Consider the following 17,684-nt stretch of genomic DNA (forward strand, 5'->3'; position numbering starts at 1 on the left):
TCAGGCTTCCTTGTTCTTGTTGTAGACATCGAAGAAGACGGCGGCGAGCAGAACGAGCCCCTTGATGACCTGTTGGTAATCGATGCCAATCCCGAGGATCGACATGCCGTTATTCATCACGCCCATGATGAAGGCGCCGACGACCGCGCCGATGATCTTGCCCGAGCCGCCCGACATCGAAGCACCGCCGATGAAGACCGCCGCGATCACGTCGAGCTCCACCGCGAAGCCCGCTTTCGGGGTCGCGGTGTTCAGACGCGCGGCAAAGACGAGACCGGCGAGCGCGGCCAGCAGGCCCATGTTCACGAAGGTCAGGAAGGTCAGCCGCTCGGTGCGGATGCCCGACAGCTTGGCCGCCTTCGCATTGCCGCCCACCGCGTAGACCCGGCGGCCCAGCGTGGTGCGTTCGGTGACGAAGACATAGATGATCGTCAGGATCACCATCGACAGCAGCACGTTGGGCAGGCCGCGGAACCATGCGAGCTTCCATGTCACGAAGAGAAGGGCTGCGGCGACGATGGCGTTGCGCAGCACGAAGAGGCCAAGGGGTTCACCCTCGATCCCGTAGCGCGCATCGCGGGAGCGCGCACGGACACCCAGCCACACCAGCAGCACCACCGCGGCGACACCCACCGCCAGCGCCAGCGAATTGGGGCGGCCCACGCCGAACGGGTCCGCGATGAACCCGGTCGAAAGCGCCTGGAACGATTTCGGGAACGGGCCGATGGACTGTCCTTCGAGCAGCCAGAGCGACAGCCCGCGGAACACCAGCATCCCCGCCAGCGTCACGATGAAGGACGGGATTTTCCAATAGGCCACGAAATAACCCTGCACCGCGCCGATCGCCATGCCCATCACAAGGCATGCCGGGATCGCCACCGCGACCGGCAGGTCCATAGACACGATCAGCACGGCGGCGAAGGCCCCGATGAAGCCCATGACAGAGCCGACCGAGAGGTCGATATTGCCCCCCACGATCACCAGCAGCATGCCCAGCGCCATGATGATGATGTAGCTGTTCTGCAGGAACAGGTTGGTGATGTTGACCGGTTTGAGCAGCGTACCGCCCGTCACGATCTGGAAGAACAGCATGATCGCGATCAACGCAAACAGCAGTCCGTATTCGCGGATGTGGCGCGCGATATAGGCGCCGATCCCAAGGCCACCGGAGGGCTCGGAATTCGCTTGTTCGATCTGGTCCATGACTTTTCCTATTCCCTAACGATCAAGGACATGATGCGCTCCTGGCTGGCCTCGTCGGCGTTCAACTCGCCCACGAAACTGCCCTCGTTCATCACATAGATCCGGTCGGACATGCCCAGGAGTTCCGGCATTTCCGAAGAGATCATGATGACGGCCTTCCCGGCCGCGCTCAGTTCGTTGATGATCCCGTAGATTTCGTATTTCGCACCGACATCGATGCCGCGCGTCGGCTCGTCGAGGATCAGCACCTCCGGCTCGGTAAAGAGCCATTTCGCGAGCACGACCTTCTGCTGGTTGCCGCCCGAGAGGTTCATCACCTTCTGGAACACCGAAGGCGTGCGGATATTGAGGTCGCGGCGGTATTTCTCGGCCACCTCGGTTTCGCGATAATCCTCGACAACGCCGTTCTTCGCCACCGCGCCGAGATTGGCCAGCGTGGTGTTGCGCTGAATGGTCTCCTCGAGGATCAGCCCGAGGCTCTTGCGGTCCTCTGTGACATAGGCGAGCCCAGCCGCGATGGCGCGGTCGACGGTCGAGACATCGGCGGGCTTGCCGTGGATCAGCACCTCGCCCGAGATGTCGCGCCCGTAGCTGCGCCCGAAGACGCTCATGGCAAGTTCCGTGCGGCCCGAGCCCATCAGCCCCGCGATCCCCACTACCTCGCCGGCACGGACATGCATCGACAGGTCGCGGATCATCTGGCGGTCGCGGTGTTCGGGGTGGCGCACGTTCCAGTTCTTCAGCTCGAACAGCACCTCGCCCGCGCGCCGTTCCCGGTCGGGGAAGCGATGCGCCATGTCGCGGCCTACCATGTCGCGCACGATGCGGTCTTCGGTAAGATCGCCGCCGCGCGCGTCAATGGTGGAGATCGTGGCCCCGTCGCGGATCACGGTCACGCTGTCGGCCACGCGCTTCACCTCGTTCAGCTTGTGGCTGATGATGATCGAAGTCACGCCCTGCGCCTTCAGCTCCAGCAACAGATCCAGCAGCGCCTGGCTGTCGGATTCCGACAGGGCCGCAGTCGGCTCGTCGAGGATCAGCAGGCGCACGTTCTTCGACAGCGCCTTCGCGATCTCGACAAGCTGCTGCTTGCCCACGCCGAGGCTGTCGACCAGCGTTCCGGGCGCCTCGCGCAGCCCGACCTTCTTCAGAAGGCCCTCGGTCTGCTGGAAGGTTTCCTGCCAGTTGATCACGCCGCTCTGGGCGCGTTCATTGCCGAGGTAGATGTTCTCGGCAATCGACAGAAGCGGCACGAGCGCCAGCTCCTGGTGAATGATGATGATGCCGCGATCTTCGCTGTCGCGGATGTCGCGGAATTCGGCAGCGGCGCCGTCATAGACGATCTCGCCGTCGTAGCTGCCTGCGGGATAAACGCCTGAGAGCACTTTCATCAGGGTCGATTTTCCCGCGCCGTTCTCGCCGCAGATCGCGTGGATTTCGCCCTCGCGGACCGCGATCGAGACGTCGTCGAGCGCTTTCACACCAGGAAAGGTCTTGGTGATGTTGCGCATTTCAAGAAGGGTGGTCATCCGACCTCTCCGGCGTCAAATCGGGGGGAATTGGCCGCCCCGAAGGGCGGCCAGCGTGGCAAGTCGGGGCAGGCCCGGCTTACTCGATCTGATCCTTGGTGTAGTAACCGGAGTCGATCAGAACCTTTTCCCAGTTCGATTTGTCCACCGGCACCGGCTGGAGCAGGAAGGACGGGATCACCTTGACGCCATTGTCATAGGTCTCGGTGTCGTTGATCTCGGGCTCGCCGCCCTTGAGCATCGCGTTGACCATACCGACGGTGACTTTCGCCAGTTCGCGGGTGTCCTTGAAGATGGTCGAATACTGCTCGCCCGCGAGGATCGATTTCACCGAGGGGATTTCGGCGTCCTGACCGGTGACGATCGGCATCTTCATGTCGCCGGACCCGTAGCCCACGCCCTTGAGCGAGGACAGAATGCCGATCGACAGCCCGTCATAGGGAGACAGAACCCCTTGCACCTTCTTGTCGGTGTAGTTGGCCGAGAGCAGATTATCCATGCGCGCCTGTGCGACCGCACCGTCCCAGCGCAGCGTGCCGACCGTGTCCATGCCCATCTGGCCCGAGGGGATGACAATATCACCCGAGTCGATGAGCGGCTGCAGCACCGACATCGCGCCGTTGTAGAAGAAATAGGCGTTGTTGTCGTCCGGCGAGCCGCCGAACAGCTCGACATTCCACGGCTTCTGATCGGGGAAACGCTCTTCGAGGCCCTGCACCAGCGAATTGGCCTGCTCGACGCCGACCTTGAAGTTGTCGAAGGTCGCGTAATAGTCGACATCCGGGGTGTCGCGGATCAGGCGGTCGTACGCGATGACCTTGATATCGGCGGCCTTCGCGTTGGCCAGCGCGTTCGACAGTGTGGTGCCGTCGATCGCGGCGATCACCAGAACGTCCACGCCCTTGGTGATCATGTTCTCGACCTGGGCGAGCTGGTTGGGAATGTCGTCTTCGGCGTATTGCAGATCGGTGTCGTAGCCTGCGGCCTGGAACTGCTCGACCATCGAGTTGCCGTCGGAAATCCAGCGGGCCGACGATTTGGTGGGCATCGAGATGCCGACAGTTTCGGCCCAGGCGCCGGTCCCGAGCAATGCGGTGCCGATCGCCAGCGCTGCGGCGGCGGTTTTGATTTTCATGGTGTCCTCCCTATGACGGTGCGCGGTCCGTCGATCTCCTCGCGCAGCCCGATACCGGGCGTGGAAGAGACACTAGCAATGTCGGTGCATGATGATAAAATTACATTCAACGCGATCTGCATACCAATATTGATATGTCACTTTCCCACCTGATGTTGAAACCGGCGCAGCTGCGCCTGATCCGCGCCGTCGCTGAATCCGGCCAGTTGCAACTCGCCGCCGAAAGCTGCGCGATGACCCAGCCGGCCGCGTCGCGGATGCTGGCCGAGGTGGAGCGCCGCGTCGGCGCCCCCCTCTTCAACCGTCTGCCCACCGGGATGGAGCCGACCGAGATCGGGCTCACCGTCCTGCGCCGCGCCCGCGCGGTTCTGCGCGAACTGGAGAGCATGAGCTCCGACATCGAGGCGCTGCGCCACGGCCACGCCGGGCGGGTGCGGATCGGCGCGGTGACCGGCCCGGCGGTGGGCTATCTCGTGCCCGCGATCCGCGCGATCAAGCGCGCCTCGCCCGAGACCGACATCTCCGTGGAGGTTCTGCCTTCGCGCGATCTTCTGGGCTATCTCGCGGCGGGGGAGATGGATTTCATCCTCGCCCGGGTTCTGCCCGAATTCGACAGCGCACTGTTCGACATCACGCCGATGCGCGACGAGAAGGTCGTCTTCCTCGTGCGCTCCGATCACCCGCTGGCGCGCGCGCCCATCGTGACGATGACCGAGCTGGGCGAGTATGAATGGATCATGCAGCAGCGCGGCGCGCCGATCCGGGAGGCTACCTTCGAGGCTTTCGCCGCGCTCGGCCTGTCCGAGCCCCGCGACTGCGTGAACAGCCCCTCGCTTCTGTTCACCATCGCCTATCTCGCGCAGAGCGACGCGGTCGCCTCGGTCTCGGAAGAGGTCGCGCAACTGCTGATCCGCGCGCCGGTGAATGCGAGCTTCAAGATCCTGCGGATGCCCCATCAGCTAAGCGTGTCGCCCTATTACCTGCTCTGCCTCAAGCGGCGCCCGCTGTCGCCACTCGCGCTCAGACTGCGCGACGAACTGTTGCGGCTGGCGGCGGAATAGCAGGTGCGCCGATGCCGACCAATTTCCGGTAACGCCTTGCCAAGCCCAGAACATTCCGCAATCTTGCGCGCGATTACGGGCATTTTTGCCAAATATGACTCCGGGAGGCTCTACCATGATCATTTCGCGTCGCGCGGCCCTTTTGGGCGCTGCCGCTGTTTCGCTTTGCAAGCCCGCTCTGGCGCAGAATGCCAACTGGCCGAGCCAGCCGCAGCACGTATTCGTGGGCTTCCCCGCGGGCTCTTCGCCCGACCTGCTGGCACGGATCGTGACCGAGCCACTGGCCGACAAGCTGGGCCAGCCCATCGTGATCGAGAACAAGCCCGGCGCGGGCGGCGTGATCGGCATCCAGCAGATGCTGAACGCGCAGGATCAGAAGAACACCTTCGCCACCACGATCAACGGCCCGCTGACCACCGCACCGCGCCTGACGCCGAATCTCGGCTATGACGTCGCCAAGGATATCGCGCCGGTCACGCTGATCGCGACCTCGCCGCTGGTGCTTGTCGTGGCTGCCGATTTCCCCGCCGACGATCTCGCGGGCTTCGTGAAAGCCGCCGGGAAAGAGCCCGAGGCGCTGGCCTACGGCTCGGTCGGCAAGGGCTCGGGCGCGCATCTGACAGCAGAGCTGTTCTCCGACCGCGCCGGCGTCGAGATGCTGCATATCCCCTTCACCTCCTATGCCGAGGTCACCACCGCGATCATCGCGCACGAGATCGATTGCGGTTTCATGGCGCCCTCGGCTGCGATGCAGTATGTCGAGGCGGGCAAGCTGAAGATCCTCGGCATCACCTCCGAGAAGCCCTTCGCGCAGGCCCCGGGCGTCCCGGTTATGGCGGGTCAGGCCGGTCTGCCCGACGATTTCCGCGCCGAGCTGTGGAACGCCTTCATCGCCCCCGCAGGGACGGATCCGGCGATCATCGACACGCTCAACACCGATATCAACGCGATCCTCGCGGATGACGCCGTGCAGAAGCGGCTGCTGGACATGGGCTGGCAGGCGGCGGGCGGCTCGCCCGAGGATCTGAAACAGCGCATCGCCGAGGACACCAAGGTCTGGGGCGCGGTGCTCGACCGGATCGACGCGAAGAACTGATCGATGAAGCGGGACATTCCTGATTTGGCGGGTGGCGTCCTTCTGGCCGCCATCGGCCTCTTCGTCGCCCTCTACGCGGTGGATCACTACGAGATCGGCTCGCTGCGCCGGATGGGGCCGGGGTTCTTCCCGGCGCTTCTTGGCGGCGTGCTGGCGGTCTTGGGGGTGATGATCGCCCTACCCGCCCTCGCCCGGCGTGGTGAGGCGATCCGCATCGCGTGGAAGGAATGTCTCGCGGTGCTGGCGGCGATCCTCGTCTTTGCCGCGGGCCTCGACCGCGTGGGGCTGGTACCGGTGACGTTGGCCAGCGTACTGATCGCGACGCTGGCCGCTCCCGACCGCCGGATCGGCTGGCGCATCGCGCTCGCGCTCGTCGTCACGCTCCTGTCGGTCGCGGTGTTCTCCTTCGGATTGAAAATGACCGTCCCGCTCTGGCCGGGACGATGAGAGGCATCTGGCTATGAGCGGTTGGGACGGGTTCCTCCACGGGCTGAGCGTCGCGGCGCAACCCGACGTGCTGATCTATTGCGTCTTCGGCGTGCTCCTCGGAACCTTCGTGGGCGTCCTGCCCGGGATCGGCGCGATGGCGACGATCTCGCTGCTGCTGCCGATCACCTATTACCTGTCGCCCGAGGCGGCGCTGGTGATGCTGGCCGGGGTCTATTACGGCTCGCAATATGGCGGCGCGGTAGCCTCGATCCTGCTGCGCCTGCCCGGGACGCCGCAATCGGCGGTGACCACGCTCGACGGCTATCCGCTGGCCCAGAGCGGCCGCGCGGGCGTGGCGCTTTTCACCTCGATGATCTCCAGCTTCTCCGGCTCGATGATCGGGATCGTCGTGTTGATCCTGCTGTCGGGCGCGTTGGCGCGGGCAGCGATCGCCTTCGGTGCGGCGGAATATGCCGCGATGATGATCCTCGGCCTCGTCGCAGCCTCGACGGTAGGGGCGAAACACCCGGCCAAGGGGCTGGCGATGGTGGTGCTGGGGTTGATCCTCGGCTGCATCGGCACCGATGTGAATTCCGGCGTTCAACGTTTCACCTTCGGCCAGACCGAGCTGATGGACGGCGTCAACCTCGTGGCGCTCGCAATGGGCCTGTTCGGGGTGGCCGAGGTGATCGCCAATATCCACGTCGCCGAGCGTACCGGCGTGCCGCCCCGCGTCGCGCTGCGCGAGCTGTTGCCCAGCCGGGCAGAGCTGCGCCGCATCCCCTTCCCCGCCCTGCGCGGCGCCAGCCTCGGCAGCTTCTTCGGCGCGCTGCCCGGCACCGGTTCGACGATCTCTTCCTTCCTCGCCTATGCTGCGGAACGCCGGATTTCACGCCGACCCGAGCAGTTCGGCACCGGCGCGATCGAGGGGATCGCGGGGCCCGAGGCCGCCAACAACGCCGCCGCGATCAGCGCCTTCGTCCCCACGCTCGCGCTTGGCATCCCGGGCGATCCGATCATGGCGCTGATGCTGGGCGCGCTGGTCATTCACGGCGTGCAGCCCGGCCCACTGATGCTCGATGCAAGGCCCGACATGTTCTGGGGCCTGATCGCGAGCTTCGGCATCGGCAACCTGCTGCTCCTGATCCTGAACCTGCCGCTGATCGGCATCTGGGTGTCGATGCTGCGTATCCCGTTCCGCTGGCTCTATCCGGCGATCCTGATTTTCGTCTGCCTCGGCGTCTATTCGGTGCGGGGATCCAGCTTCGACATGTTCGCCGTCGCCGCGATCGGGTTGGTGGGCTACGCGCTCTCGCTGGCCCGGTTCAACCCGGCGCTTCTGCTGTTGGGCTTCGTGCTGGGCCCGCTGATCGAGACCAACCTGCGCCGCGCCCTGCTCATCGCCCGCGGCGACCCGATGGTCTTTCTCGAGCGCCCGCTCGCCGCGACTTTCATGATCGCAGCTGCGGGGCTGATCGTGATGTCGCTGGTGCAGGTGATCCGGCGCCGCGCGCGTTCAGTCGGCGGCTGATAGCCCACCGTGCAAGCTCGGCACGAAAGGCGAACATTTCAAGTTCTCATTTCGTTTCTATTCCGTTAACTTTCTTCCACGGATCGGAACGGGGGGCAGGGAATGCCAGAGGCAGGCTATCTCGACAAGCTGAACGACAACCAGCGGGCCGCGGTGGAATTCGGCGTCGGCGGCGAGGCGCTCTCGCCGCCGCTTCTGGTGATCGCGGGGGCCGGGTCGGGCAAGACCAATACGCTCGCCCACCGGGTCGCGCATCTGCTGGTCAACGGCGCCGATCCGCGACGCATCCTGCTGATGACCTTCTCGCGCCGCGCCGCGACCGAGCTGACGCGTCGGGTGGAACGGATCACCGCGCAGGCCATGGGCACAGCTGTCGCCGCCGAGGCCCTGACATGGGCCGGGACGTTCCACGGCATCGGCGCGCGGATCCTGCGCGAGCATGCGCTGTCGATCGGGCTTCACCCGGAGTTCTCGATCCATGACCGCGAAGACAGCGCCGATCTGATGAATCTCTGCCGTCACGGGCTGGGCTTTTCGAAAACCGAAAGCCGCTTTCCCGCCAAGGGCACCTGCCTTGCGATCTATTCCCGCACGGTGAATGCCGAAACGCCGCTGGGCGAGGTGCTGCGCGACAGCTTTCCGTGGTGCGCGCAGTGGCAGGAGGAGCTGAAGCAACTCTTCGGCGCTTACGTGCAGGCCAAGCAGGCGCAGAACGTGCTCGATTACGACGACCTGCTGCTGGCCTGGGCGCAGGTCATGGCGGATCCGGGGTTCGCCGCGCATATCGGCGGGGCCTGGGACCACGTTCTGATCGACGAGTATCAGGACACCAACCGTCTGCAGGCGCGTATCCTGAAGGCGCTGAAACCGGACGGGCGCGGCTTGACCGTGGTCGGAGATGACGCCCAGTCGATCTATGCCTTCCGGGCCGCCACCGTGCGCAACATCCTCGATTTTCCCGACAGTTTCGACCAACGCGCCGATGTCATCACGCTCGACCGCAACTACCGTTCGACCCAGCCGATCCTCGCCGCAGCCAACGCGGTCATCGGCCTCGCGAAAGAGCGGTTCACCAAGGATCTCTGGACCGAGCGCGCTTCGGGGCCGAAACCTCAGCTGGTGACCGTCCAGACGGAGACCGAGCAGGCGCGTTTCATGGTCGATCGTATTCTCGAGAGCCGCGAGACCGGCATGAAGCTCAAGGAGCAGGCGGTGCTGTTCCGCACTTCCAGCCACTCGGTGCAGATCGAGGCCGAGCTGACGCGGCGCAATGTGCCTTACGTGAAATTCGGCGGGCTCAAGTTCCTCGACAGCGCGCATGTGAAAGACCTGCTGTCGTTCCTGCGGCTGGCGCGCAATCCGCGCGACCGGGTGGCGGGGTTCCGGGTGCTGCAACTGATGCCGGGCATCGGGCCCAAGGCGGCGGGGCGCATTCTGGACGCGCTCGACCTCGCCCCCGATCCCCGCGCAGCGCTTGCCGATGTCGCGCCGCCAGCCCGCGCCGGAGCGGACTGGGAAGGCTTTGTCGAGGCCATGAGCACGCAGGCCGCATGGCCCGCAGCACTTGGCCTTGCCCGCGCATGGTACGACCCGCATCTCGACCGGCTGCACGAGGATGCCGAGGCCCGGCGCGCCGATCTGCTGCAACTCGAGCAGATCGCGACCGGCTACCCGTCGGCCGAGGCGTTCCTGACCGACCTCACGCTCGATCCGCCCGACGCCACCAGCGATCAGGCGGGCGTGCCACTCAAGGACGAGGATTACCTGATCCTGTCGACCATCCATTCGGCCAAGGGGCAGGAATGGAAATCGGTCCATCTGCTGAACGCCGTCGACGGCTGCATGCCGTCAGACCTCGGGACCGGTTCGAGCCACGAATTGGAGGAGGAGCGGCGGCTGCTCTACGTCGCGATGACGCGGGCGAAGGATCAGTTGACCCTGGGGCTGCCGCTGCGGTTCTACGTCACGCAACAGACCCGCAACGGCGACCGGCATGTCTATGCGATGCGGACGCGGTTCATCCCGCGGGAAATCCTGCACCATTTCGAGTCCGTTCACTGGTCGCCGGTGCAACATGGCGGGGCGGCCCAACGCCCCGCCCCCGCCCCCATCGACGTCGCAGCGTCGATGCGACAGATGTGGAGCTAAGTTCCGGTGAGGTCCGCCCTGCCCGTCCGGACATCAGGGCGGACCCTTCGCTTCGGCTTCGCCTCGCTTACCACAGGGCGGATTGTTCACCGCCGAGCTTGGAATTGCTGAGGGGGCGATACTCCTCGACGAAGGAAGCGATTTCCGGCGCGTCAAAGAGCGACAGATACGCATCGGCCCAAGCCAGTTCGAAGCTTTTCAGCTTTTCGTCGCCGGTGGCGAAGGTCTGCTCCTCGCCGGCCTTCTCGGCGACCATGTCGAGGTTGTCGAAGGCGGCCGGGATGAATTTGACCGCGCGATGGATCGCGCCGTCGCACATGTCGAAGGTCGGATAGCCATCACCTTGCAGAAGCGCCGCGCCGACTACGAGCGGGGCGACGGCGTGAAGCTGATAGTGCAGCGCGCGGGGACCGCGCTCCATCTCCCATTTCAGCGCGCCGTCCTCGTCGGCCTGACAGGCGACGAGCGCGAAGCTCGTATTGGCCCAGGCCTTGAGGTAATCGTCGCCCGCAGCATTGCCGACGGCCGCCGCGGCGAGCCCTGCCCAGGCGCGCAGGTTGTTCTGACTCGCCATGTCAGGCGCTTCGGTGTCGAACCACTTGGCAGTGTGACGCGCCCGCGCCTTCAGCCAGTCCTCGATCGTTTTCGCCTTGTCGGGATCGACCTCCGTCGCGGATTCGGCCTGAAGATAGGCCAGCGCCATCGCGCCGAAGCGCGACGGGGAGGAGAGATTGGCGTTCATGCTCTGAAGATCGCTGAGCGCATCAGCTTTCGCCCAGACGCTAAGCGCGTCCACCACGCAGGCGGCGGCGTCCTCGGCGCCGTCCCCGCCCTTGGCGGCCTTGTTGGCCTTGCCGGTGAGATCCACGATGAAATCGTCGATCGGGCCCAGCGCCTCGTTCACCGCCGCGTTCGAGGCTTTGTCGATGTCCGAACGGTCCTTGCTGTCGTCCGTGTAGCGGCTGCCATAGTCGAGAGAGACGACGGGCTCTGGCACGTTCATGCAGGTGACGTCGCTTGCGTCCTGCGCCCAGAGGGCGGGCGCCGGCAAGGCAGCGACGAGCGCCCCGATGATGAGAAATCGTTTCATGACTCTACTTTCGTGTCTCGCGTTACTGAATGAGGCGCGCCGTGGCGGCGGCCGTTTCGTTGCCCGCACGGGCGGCGGCGAGAAGCAGTTTCCGCGACCGCTCCATGGATTGGTCGACGCCAACCCCGTAGGCATAGGCCTGCGACAACAGATACATCGCGTCGGCGTTGCCCCCGTCTGCCGCGCTTTGCAGCAGCGAGGCGTAGCGCTCTGCCGTGTCGTCGGGTGCGTCGCTTTCGCGCACGATCCGGGCCAGTTCGAGCTGTGCCGCGGCATTCCCCTTCTTTGCGGCCTCGGCGTAAAGGGCACGGCGATCTACCTTCGCGTTAACGATCTCGCGCACTTTCGGGTCCGAATATTCGAGGAAATTGAAGATATCGGCGATGTCCTTGGGCGCCGCGATCTTCAGCAGGCGGACCGTCATCGCAGCCGTCTTCTCGGTGCTCATCTCGATCTTGCCGTCCTGTCGCAGCGACAGAAGCCGGCGCAGCGCAAGGGGATAGCCACGGTCTGCGGCAGCGCGATAAAGCTTCATCGCGCGGGCCTTGTCGTCCTCGGACGACCCCATTTCGCGCAGGGCGTCGGCAACGGCCACGTCTTCCCACCCGTCGCCTTCGGAAACCGCGCTCGCGATCTTGAGCCAATGATGCGCCCCATCCTTGGCGTCGATCTTGCGCAGGACATGTGCATAGTCGAGCGCCATGGACGTCGTGCAGTCGATGGTGCTGCGAATGCGGGCCCGGTAGGTCGCGACATCGCCGGCCTTCTTGAGATAGGGCAACGCGAAGAGCATGGCCTTCACGTCCCCGTTTCGCGCGATGGCGTCGCGATAGGTTCGCCATGCCGTGTCGGAATCCATGATACCGTGATCGATCAGAACCCCGATCGCTGTGCCGTTGCCGTTCTTCGCAAGGTCGCGGGCAAGCGAGATCATCCGTTCACGCTGGGTCTTGTCGAGTTCGGTGCGGCTTCCCAGCACAGAGAGGTAGAGCGTCTTCGCCCCCGTCTCTCCCGCGTCGATGGCCTGCGCCAGAAAATCCTCGGCGGCGCCGACATGGCCGCGATTGAGCGCGAGTTTCGCTTCCGCCGTGTAGAGCGCGCCACCCGAGGCCTCTGTCATCCGGCGCATCTTGTCGCCCGCGCCTTCGGGGTTCACGTCATGGAAATTGGCCAGCGAGCGCGCGCGCATGTTGATCGCCTGCGATTGCAGCCGGGCCACCGTCAGCGGATCGTCTTGGGGGTTCACCGCGTCGAGCTGGCTCGGAGTGAGTTCGACGGTCGAGTCGCCGGCGAATTCTTCCATCTTCGTCCAGTATTTCGACTCCGAGAGGATCGGGGCATCCCGTGACCGGCACTGGAAAATGGCCTGGAGATCCTGCATCGGTTCAGTCTTGCCGTCGATATAGACCGCGTCACGCAGCTCCGAGACGATGTTGAGCAGGTCCTGCTCGCCGTCGGCATCGCGGATCTTGATCTCCGCAAGGTGCATCCGGGCCGCCGAGAGCGTCGGATCGATCTTCAGCGCCTCGGCGTAGAGCTTGGCGGCACGGTCCTCGCCGGCCCACCGCCCCTGCTGTTCGAGGACGAGATTGCCGCGCTGTGCATAGGCCCAGGCGGGGGTACCCGGCGCGTCGATCATCCGGTCCAGCGCATCCGCAAGACGCGCCCGCCCGCCGGGCTCGTTCTTATGGGCGCGGGCGATGTTCACGAGACGGATCCGCGCGGTTGGGTCGCCGTAACCGGCGGCCTCCTCGTAAAGCGCGCGGGCTTCTTCGGGATCACGCTCGGTCAGGGCACCGCGTTCGAGGATGCCCCCGAGGCGCAGCATCGCGTAGGGCAGATCGAAATCCGCCGCCTGACGCAGGCTCTTCATCATCAGGTCGTTGTCCCGGTCGACTTCGGTCGCCTCGCGGTTCATTTCGGCAAGGTTCCAGGCGGCGTTGGCCCCGCCCAGCCTGGCCGCGAAACGGTACCAGTCCTCGGCCAGCTTCGGATCTGGTGCGACGACCTCGCCGTCGCGGAAGATGGCGGCAATGCGGTTCACGCGGTCGCACAGAAGCGGATCGAGATCGCCCAGCAGGTTCCCGAGCGCCATGGTCACGGCCACGTTGGGCGCGATGTTCCAGTCGTCGATCTTCTGCTTGTAGGACAGCTCGACCATGCGCAGCAGCGAGGTACTGTCGCCCGCATAGGCGGCCTGACGCCAGAGTGCGATGGCCCGCTTGCGATCGCGCGCGACACCGGTGCCGTTATAGAGCAGTTCCGCCGCCGTGCGTTTGACCGAAGCCGATCCGGCCGGCGCCATGTCGAGCAGGCGCTTGACCAGACCTTCATCCGCGAGATCCTGCATCCGGCCCGCAGCGACGAGAAGGTCGATGCGGTCCAGAAGAAGGTTGGTCTTGTCGTAGCCGTCTCCGGACTTTAGCAGGCGCTGGTCCGCCGCCTCGATGACGTCGAACCAGCGTTTCGCGTCGTTCTGGCGCAGCAGCCGCAGGTCGCGGCGGATGAGCCTCACGTCGCGGTCGCCCAGCGGCCCGCCCTCATAGTCCTTCCACCTTTCGGTCAGGACGTGCTGCGGAGGCCGGGGGCTGCAGGTATCGCTGCCAGCCTCGACCTGGGGAGGATCGAACGGCACCGAGACCGGTTTTGCATGGACCGATCCGGTCTGGGCAATCAGGCCCAATGCTATGGCGGAAAGGATGCGTGTCAGAGACATGGTGATCTTCTCCAGGACGAGGCGTGTCAGTTTCAGTTCGCGTAGGTGCTGTCGGTGGCGGTCAGCGCGCCGTCGGCGCCGACGATCACCGTGGTCGCGGTACCGCGACGCAGCTCCAGCGGATCGAGGCTCGAGAGCGTCTCACCGTCCTGACGCAGCTCGAAGGTCAGGGTCAGCGGCGCCTTCAGGCCGACTGCCCCTTCAGTGCCGGGCGCTACATCGGACAGTGCCGCCGTTTTCGCCTCGGTTGCATAGAGATCGAAAGTCTTCATGTCGCTCAGGTTGTAGAGCAGCAGATCCGCCTGCGCGGGGCTTTCGGTTATGTCGTCCTTGATCATCGGTTCGTCCTTGACCGAAGACAGGATGGTGTAATGGGTGCTGGCGCCCACCTCGACGGAGCGTTCCTCGTCGCCGACGGTGAGGTCCACGTCGCCGGGGGAAACCTCGACATAGGGGGTCAGGCCCGCATCCGAGGTCTCGAGCCGCGTACCGTCGATCGACACCGAATCCGCATCGGGCGCGATCACGCGCAGGAAGGAGGCATCCGGCGAGGACGGCTCGGGGTAGAGCCCTTCATCCTGCGCGGCCGCGGGCAGCGCGGTCAGCAGCGCGACAGGGAGGGAAAGCAGAAGCGTTCGCTTGTTCATCATGTCTGGGATCCTTTCAAGGTACATGTGGAGAGCGTGGCGTCCTTCTCGGCCGGCTGGTCGAGTTCGACGCGCACATGGGTGTAGTCCTTGCGCCAAAGCGGGCGCGCATACTCGTAAAACCAACGGGTCGGCCCCACGCGCTCGGAGCGCTGGATCGTCGTGGAGCCGGTGAGACCACCGTCGTTCGAGAACTTGAGCGTGGCGCGCACACCGTTCGCCCGGCCGGTATCGACACCGAGATAGCTCTCGGGCGTCCAGCTGTTGGCGGGCAGGTCCGCGGTCAGCACGTTCGGGTCGGGATTGGCGGTCTTGAGCGGCGTGCAGTCGGCGCCGGCCGCCGCGATCAACTCGCGCAGGGGGCGTTCGCCGAACCCGCCGAGATTGTTGTAGATCGGGTTTTCCCAGATCAGCACGCGCGGCTTGTTCTCGCGGAAATCCTCCGACAGCAGGTAGGAGGTGATCGCGCCGAACTGGTTGCCGCCGGTCACCGAGTAGTTCGCGACCTGTGCCTGGGTCTCGTAGGACAGGGCATCTTCGAAGCTGAACATCTTCTCGGCGGACATCGATGTGCCGACCAGCGCGATCGGCGGACCGGCGCTGTCGGCCGCGAAGATATCGCCCGCGTCGCCGCTGCCGCCGCCTTTTTCGGTGGCCTTGAACCGTTCGGTCCGCGGCACCGGCAAGCCGTCGCGGCAAAATTTCTGAATATGGCGCCGCAGCGCGGATTCGACCGGCTTGGTGCCCGTCGAGGTCAGCTCGATCTTGGTCGTTTTCATGTCGTCGAGCGATGGCGTCTGGTGAATCGTGTCGGCGATCGCCTTCGCCACGGAATGCGCGCCGTCCGGCGACCAGTGGAAATCGAGGCCGATGAAAGGCTGGCGATCGTCCGGCAAGGTATTCATCGCCGCGACGGTGTCGATGGCGGTGACATTCGCGTCGGCCAGCCGCGACAGGAACGCCTTGTACCCGGCCTGGGCGAGCGCCTTGTCATAGCCGTAATCCGCCGCTTCGGGCGGCAGGTGCTCCGGCATCGCGAGGCTCTTGGTCGGAATCGGCACGTAGATCAGCTTGGTGCCCCTCTCGGCCAGCACCCGCGACAGCGTGCCCACGGTTTTCGCGGCCGCCGCAGAGAGCGGGTGATAGGTGCGCATGTTGAGGTTGAGGCGGTAGAAAAAGCCGTCGCTGCCTTCGAGAACCGGCAGGTTATCCGCCGTGGCGAGCCCGTGGCAGTCATAGGCCGACTTCTGCTGTGCCAAGGCCGATCCGGTCCCGGCGGCCAGCAACCCGGCGGCAAGTGCGAGTGAACGGAGTATCATTGCGTTTCCTTCTCGGTATCGTCGGAACGGGCGTCGAGCTGCGCGAGGATCGACTTTGCGGCCGTGCGCGTGCCCAGTTCATCCGCGTCCGAAGCGGCATGGGTGAGGATGGAATGCAGACGTTCGGGCGCGACGAGGTCCGGGTTCTGCAAGGCCTTGGAGCCGATCTGGATCGCGGCGGCGCCGTCGCCGGACTCGGCCAGCTCTAGCAGCAGGTCGCGGGCACGCTCGGGATGGTAGCCGAAGGGCTTGCCGGACTCGTAAAAGCCCGTCAGCGCCTCGCGCGCCTTGGTGTAGCCCTGCACCGCCAACGTCCGGATCGCGTTCTCGAGATGGTGGAGTCGCTTGTCCGAGACATCGAGATCGGGCCGCTCGAGGATGCGGATCAGCGGCCCCAACGCGTAGTCGCGCCCGGTGAACACCGCAGAGGCGTAATAGAGCGCCGCGTCTCCGACGACGCTCGGATCGTCGAGCGCCATCAGCCGGTTGGCATAGCGGAACGCGGCCAGCCCGTCGCCCGCATCCGCGAGCGCGCGCATCTCGGCAAAGCTGAGATGCTGGTCGTGCAGCATCCGCTTGCGGTCGTGCTGCAACTTCCAGGTCGGCAGGTCGGCGGTCTCGGTGACGCGGTCGTCGATCACCGCCTGCCCGAACACCGGTCCGGCCAATACGACCGCGAGCAGGCCCGCCATGGTCGTCGCAAGACGCGGATCACGCATTTCCGGCCTCCTTTCCGTCGATGTATTTCGGCTCGCCGAGATAGCGGATCGGGAATTCCCAGATCACCCGCGCGGGCGGCGCATCGTCCAGTTTCGGCTCGGACAGGAACGCGTTCATCGGTTCGATCGGGCCGCGGCCTTCCTCGGCGAGGTTCAGGATGTCGCGCCCCAGCGCGATCTTGAGGGCGGGCACGAAGCTCCAGGACTTGTTGGCGCTGTAGCTCGTGCCGACTAGAACGGTGTCGATCGGCGCATCGTCGGAGGCGAAGATGCCCTTCTTTTCCGCGCCTTTCTCTTCGGCGACATAGGGCGTCACCCGCTCGGGGCCGAGCCCCACGCTCGGCGCGAAATCGTCGGTGGTGACGAAGGACACCAGGTCCCCCATGAATTCCTTGGGCCGCGCCGGGACCTTCTTGAACACCGTGTCGCCATGGGAAATCTTGCCCGATTGCGCCACGGCCTTGGCCACCCTCGCAGCCCCCTGCGGGGTCCAGTGCGTGTCGCGCGTCAAGAAGACCGGATCGGGCCCGGCATCGGCCAGCGCGGGCCGGGTATCGACGGTCGTGACGCCCTCATCGGTCAGCGCCGCGCGGAAGGCGCGATACTGGTCCTCCATCGCCTGCCCCGCCTGTTCGCCGCCGTGGTCGCGGTAGATGTCGATCTTCGCGGGCACCGGCACGACGACGAGCTTGGTCCCCAGCGCGTTGAGCTGCGCCTTGACGTCGGCGACGACCCCGGCGGCGGTCTTGATCTCGGACGGCGTGGCGCGGTCGAATTCCTCATCGGTGAAGAGCCAACCGTCATCGCCCGCCGTCACGCCGTCACGGCCTTCGCCGATCAGCTCGTAGCGCGCAGCCCCGATCAGGCCGACCGCGGTCTTGCGGTGCGGCTGCGCCTTTCCGTAGAGCGCGCCGAGCGACGTCGCAGCCTTGCCGCTCACGAAGTCGCCCTTGACCGTTCCGGGCAGCCCCTTCTCGAAGATATCCACGTTCACGAACAGCGCGTAGCCGAGGAACAGGATCGGCACGCTGGTGCGTATGGCTTTCAGCATCATCTGCATG

General features: G+C 65.3%; 14 protein-coding genes. 5 read left to right on the top strand and 9 right to left on the bottom strand.

The window, feature by feature from the left end; all coding sequences use genetic code 11:
- From mmsB to chvE, 3 genes are all read right to left on the bottom strand, one after another.
- Complete coding sequence (mmsB, locus tag DEM26_RS07780) at window positions 1-1,203, bottom strand: multiple monosaccharide ABC transporter permease (protein ID WP_075777069.1); 1,203 nt, start codon at window positions 1,201-1,203, stop codon at window positions 1-3.
- 8 nt (window positions 1,204-1,211) lie between these two features.
- Window positions 1,212-2,732 carry a multiple monosaccharide ABC transporter ATP-binding protein gene (mmsA, locus tag DEM26_RS07785; protein WP_109172095.1) on the bottom strand — a complete coding sequence of 507 codons (1,521 nt, stop codon included), beginning with the start codon at window positions 2,730-2,732 and terminating at the stop codon, window positions 1,212-1,214.
- Between the two features lie 79 nt (window positions 2,733-2,811).
- Window positions 2,812-3,867 (bottom strand): multiple monosaccharide ABC transporter substrate-binding protein, encoded by a 1,056-nt coding sequence (chvE, locus tag DEM26_RS07790; protein ID WP_075777067.1) that lies wholly within the window; start codon window positions 3,865-3,867, stop codon window positions 2,812-2,814.
- Window positions 3,868-4,001: 134 nt separating this feature from the next.
- Between chvE and DEM26_RS07795 the strand changes: the two genes are divergently transcribed.
- The 5 genes from DEM26_RS07795 to DEM26_RS07815 all read left to right on the top strand — a co-directional run bounded on the left by DEM26_RS07795 (window position 4,002) and on the right by DEM26_RS07815 (window position 10,132).
- Complete coding sequence (locus tag DEM26_RS07795; RefSeq protein WP_109172096.1) at window positions 4,002-4,928, top strand: LysR family transcriptional regulator; 927 nt, start codon at window positions 4,002-4,004, stop codon at window positions 4,926-4,928.
- A 115-nt stretch (window positions 4,929-5,043) separates the two neighbouring features.
- A complete protein-coding gene (locus DEM26_RS07800) occupies window positions 5,044-6,024 on the top strand; it encodes a Bug family tripartite tricarboxylate transporter substrate binding protein (RefSeq protein WP_158275097.1) in 981 nt (326 codons plus the stop codon).
- Window positions 6,025-6,027: 3 nt separating this feature from the next.
- Entirely contained in the window at window positions 6,028-6,471 is a 444-nt protein-coding gene (locus DEM26_RS07805) for a tripartite tricarboxylate transporter TctB family protein (RefSeq protein ID WP_109172097.1), read from the top strand.
- 13 nt (window positions 6,472-6,484) lie between these two features.
- Window positions 6,485-7,984 (top strand): tripartite tricarboxylate transporter permease, encoded by a 1,500-nt coding sequence (locus tag DEM26_RS07810; protein WP_109172098.1) that lies wholly within the window; start codon window positions 6,485-6,487, stop codon window positions 7,982-7,984.
- Window positions 7,985-8,086: 102 nt separating this feature from the next.
- On the top strand, window positions 8,087-10,132 hold the full coding sequence (locus tag DEM26_RS07815) for an ATP-dependent helicase (protein WP_109172099.1): 2,046 nt from the start codon (window positions 8,087-8,089) through the stop codon (window positions 10,130-10,132).
- 67 nt (window positions 10,133-10,199) lie between these two features.
- Here the strand turns inward: DEM26_RS07815 and DEM26_RS07820 are convergent, their stop codons facing one another.
- From DEM26_RS07820 to DEM26_RS07845, 6 genes are read right to left on the bottom strand one after another with little or no spacing between them, the layout of a single operon-like run.
- Window positions 10,200-11,222: an alginate lyase family protein gene (locus DEM26_RS07820; protein ID WP_158275098.1), complete on the bottom strand. Its 1,023-nt coding sequence runs from the start codon at window positions 11,220-11,222 to the stop codon at window positions 10,200-10,202.
- Window positions 11,223-11,244: 22 nt separating this feature from the next.
- Window positions 11,245-13,938 (bottom strand): tetratricopeptide repeat protein, encoded by a 2,694-nt coding sequence (locus DEM26_RS07825; RefSeq protein WP_109172100.1) that lies wholly within the window; start codon window positions 13,936-13,938, stop codon window positions 11,245-11,247.
- 32 nt (window positions 13,939-13,970) lie between these two features.
- Entirely contained in the window at window positions 13,971-14,588 is a 618-nt protein-coding gene (locus tag DEM26_RS07830; protein ID WP_075777059.1) for an alginate O-acetyltransferase AlgF, read from the bottom strand.
- Complete coding sequence (locus DEM26_RS07835; protein WP_109172101.1) at window positions 14,585-15,904, bottom strand: alginate O-acetyltransferase AlgX-related protein; 1,320 nt, start codon at window positions 15,902-15,904, stop codon at window positions 14,585-14,587. Before DEM26_RS07835 ends, DEM26_RS07830 begins: the two co-directional genes overlap by 4 nt.
- A complete protein-coding gene (locus DEM26_RS07840; protein WP_075777057.1) occupies window positions 15,901-16,623 on the bottom strand; it encodes a hypothetical protein in 723 nt (240 codons plus the stop codon). Before DEM26_RS07840 ends, DEM26_RS07835 begins: the two co-directional genes overlap by 4 nt.
- The gene (locus tag DEM26_RS07845; protein ID WP_075777056.1) at window positions 16,616-17,683 is read right to left on the bottom strand and encodes an alginate O-acetyltransferase AlgX-related protein; all 1,068 of its coding nucleotides are present in this window, start codon (window positions 17,681-17,683) and stop codon (window positions 16,616-16,618) included. The genes DEM26_RS07840 and DEM26_RS07845 overlap by 8 nt, the downstream gene beginning before the upstream one ends.
- Window position 17,684 lies beyond the last annotated feature (1 nt).

This window comes from Thioclava sp. NG1 (assembly GCF_003122275.1).
GTDB lineage: Bacteria > Pseudomonadota > Alphaproteobacteria > Rhodobacterales > Rhodobacteraceae > Thioclava > Thioclava nitratireducens.

Coding starts and splice junctions, on each gene's coding strand:
- DEM26_RS07805 (WP_109172097.1), top strand. CDS start 6,028: ATGAAGCGGGACATTCCTGATTTGGCGGGTGGCGTCCTTCTGGCCGCC.
- chvE (WP_075777067.1), bottom strand. CDS start 3,867: ATGAAAATCAAAACCGCCGCCGCAGCGCTGGCGATCGGCACCGCATTG.
- mmsB (WP_075777069.1), bottom strand. CDS start 1,203: ATGGACCAGATCGAACAAGCGAATTCCGAGCCCTCCGGTGGCCTTGGG.
- DEM26_RS07840 (WP_075777057.1), bottom strand. CDS start 16,623: ATGCGTGATCCGCGTCTTGCGACGACCATGGCGGGCCTGCTCGCGGTC.
- DEM26_RS07835 (WP_109172101.1), bottom strand. CDS start 15,904: ATGATACTCCGTTCACTCGCACTTGCCGCCGGGTTGCTGGCCGCCGGG.
- DEM26_RS07800 (WP_158275097.1), top strand. CDS start 5,044: ATGATCATTTCGCGTCGCGCGGCCCTTTTGGGCGCTGCCGCTGTTTCG.
- DEM26_RS07820 (WP_158275098.1), bottom strand. CDS start 11,222: ATGAAACGATTTCTCATCATCGGGGCGCTCGTCGCTGCCTTGCCGGCG.
- DEM26_RS07795 (WP_109172096.1), top strand. CDS start 4,002: ATGTCACTTTCCCACCTGATGTTGAAACCGGCGCAGCTGCGCCTGATC.
- DEM26_RS07830 (WP_075777059.1), bottom strand. CDS start 14,588: ATGATGAACAAGCGAACGCTTCTGCTTTCCCTCCCTGTCGCGCTGCTG.
- DEM26_RS07815 (WP_109172099.1), top strand. CDS start 8,087: ATGCCAGAGGCAGGCTATCTCGACAAGCTGAACGACAACCAGCGGGCC.
- DEM26_RS07810 (WP_109172098.1), top strand. CDS start 6,485: ATGAGCGGTTGGGACGGGTTCCTCCACGGGCTGAGCGTCGCGGCGCAA.
- DEM26_RS07825 (WP_109172100.1), bottom strand. CDS start 13,938: ATGTCTCTGACACGCATCCTTTCCGCCATAGCATTGGGCCTGATTGCC.
- mmsA (WP_109172095.1), bottom strand. CDS start 2,732: ATGACCACCCTTCTTGAAATGCGCAACATCACCAAGACCTTTCCTGGT.
- DEM26_RS07845 (WP_075777056.1), bottom strand. CDS start 17,683: ATGCAGATGATGCTGAAAGCCATACGCACCAGCGTGCCGATCCTGTTC.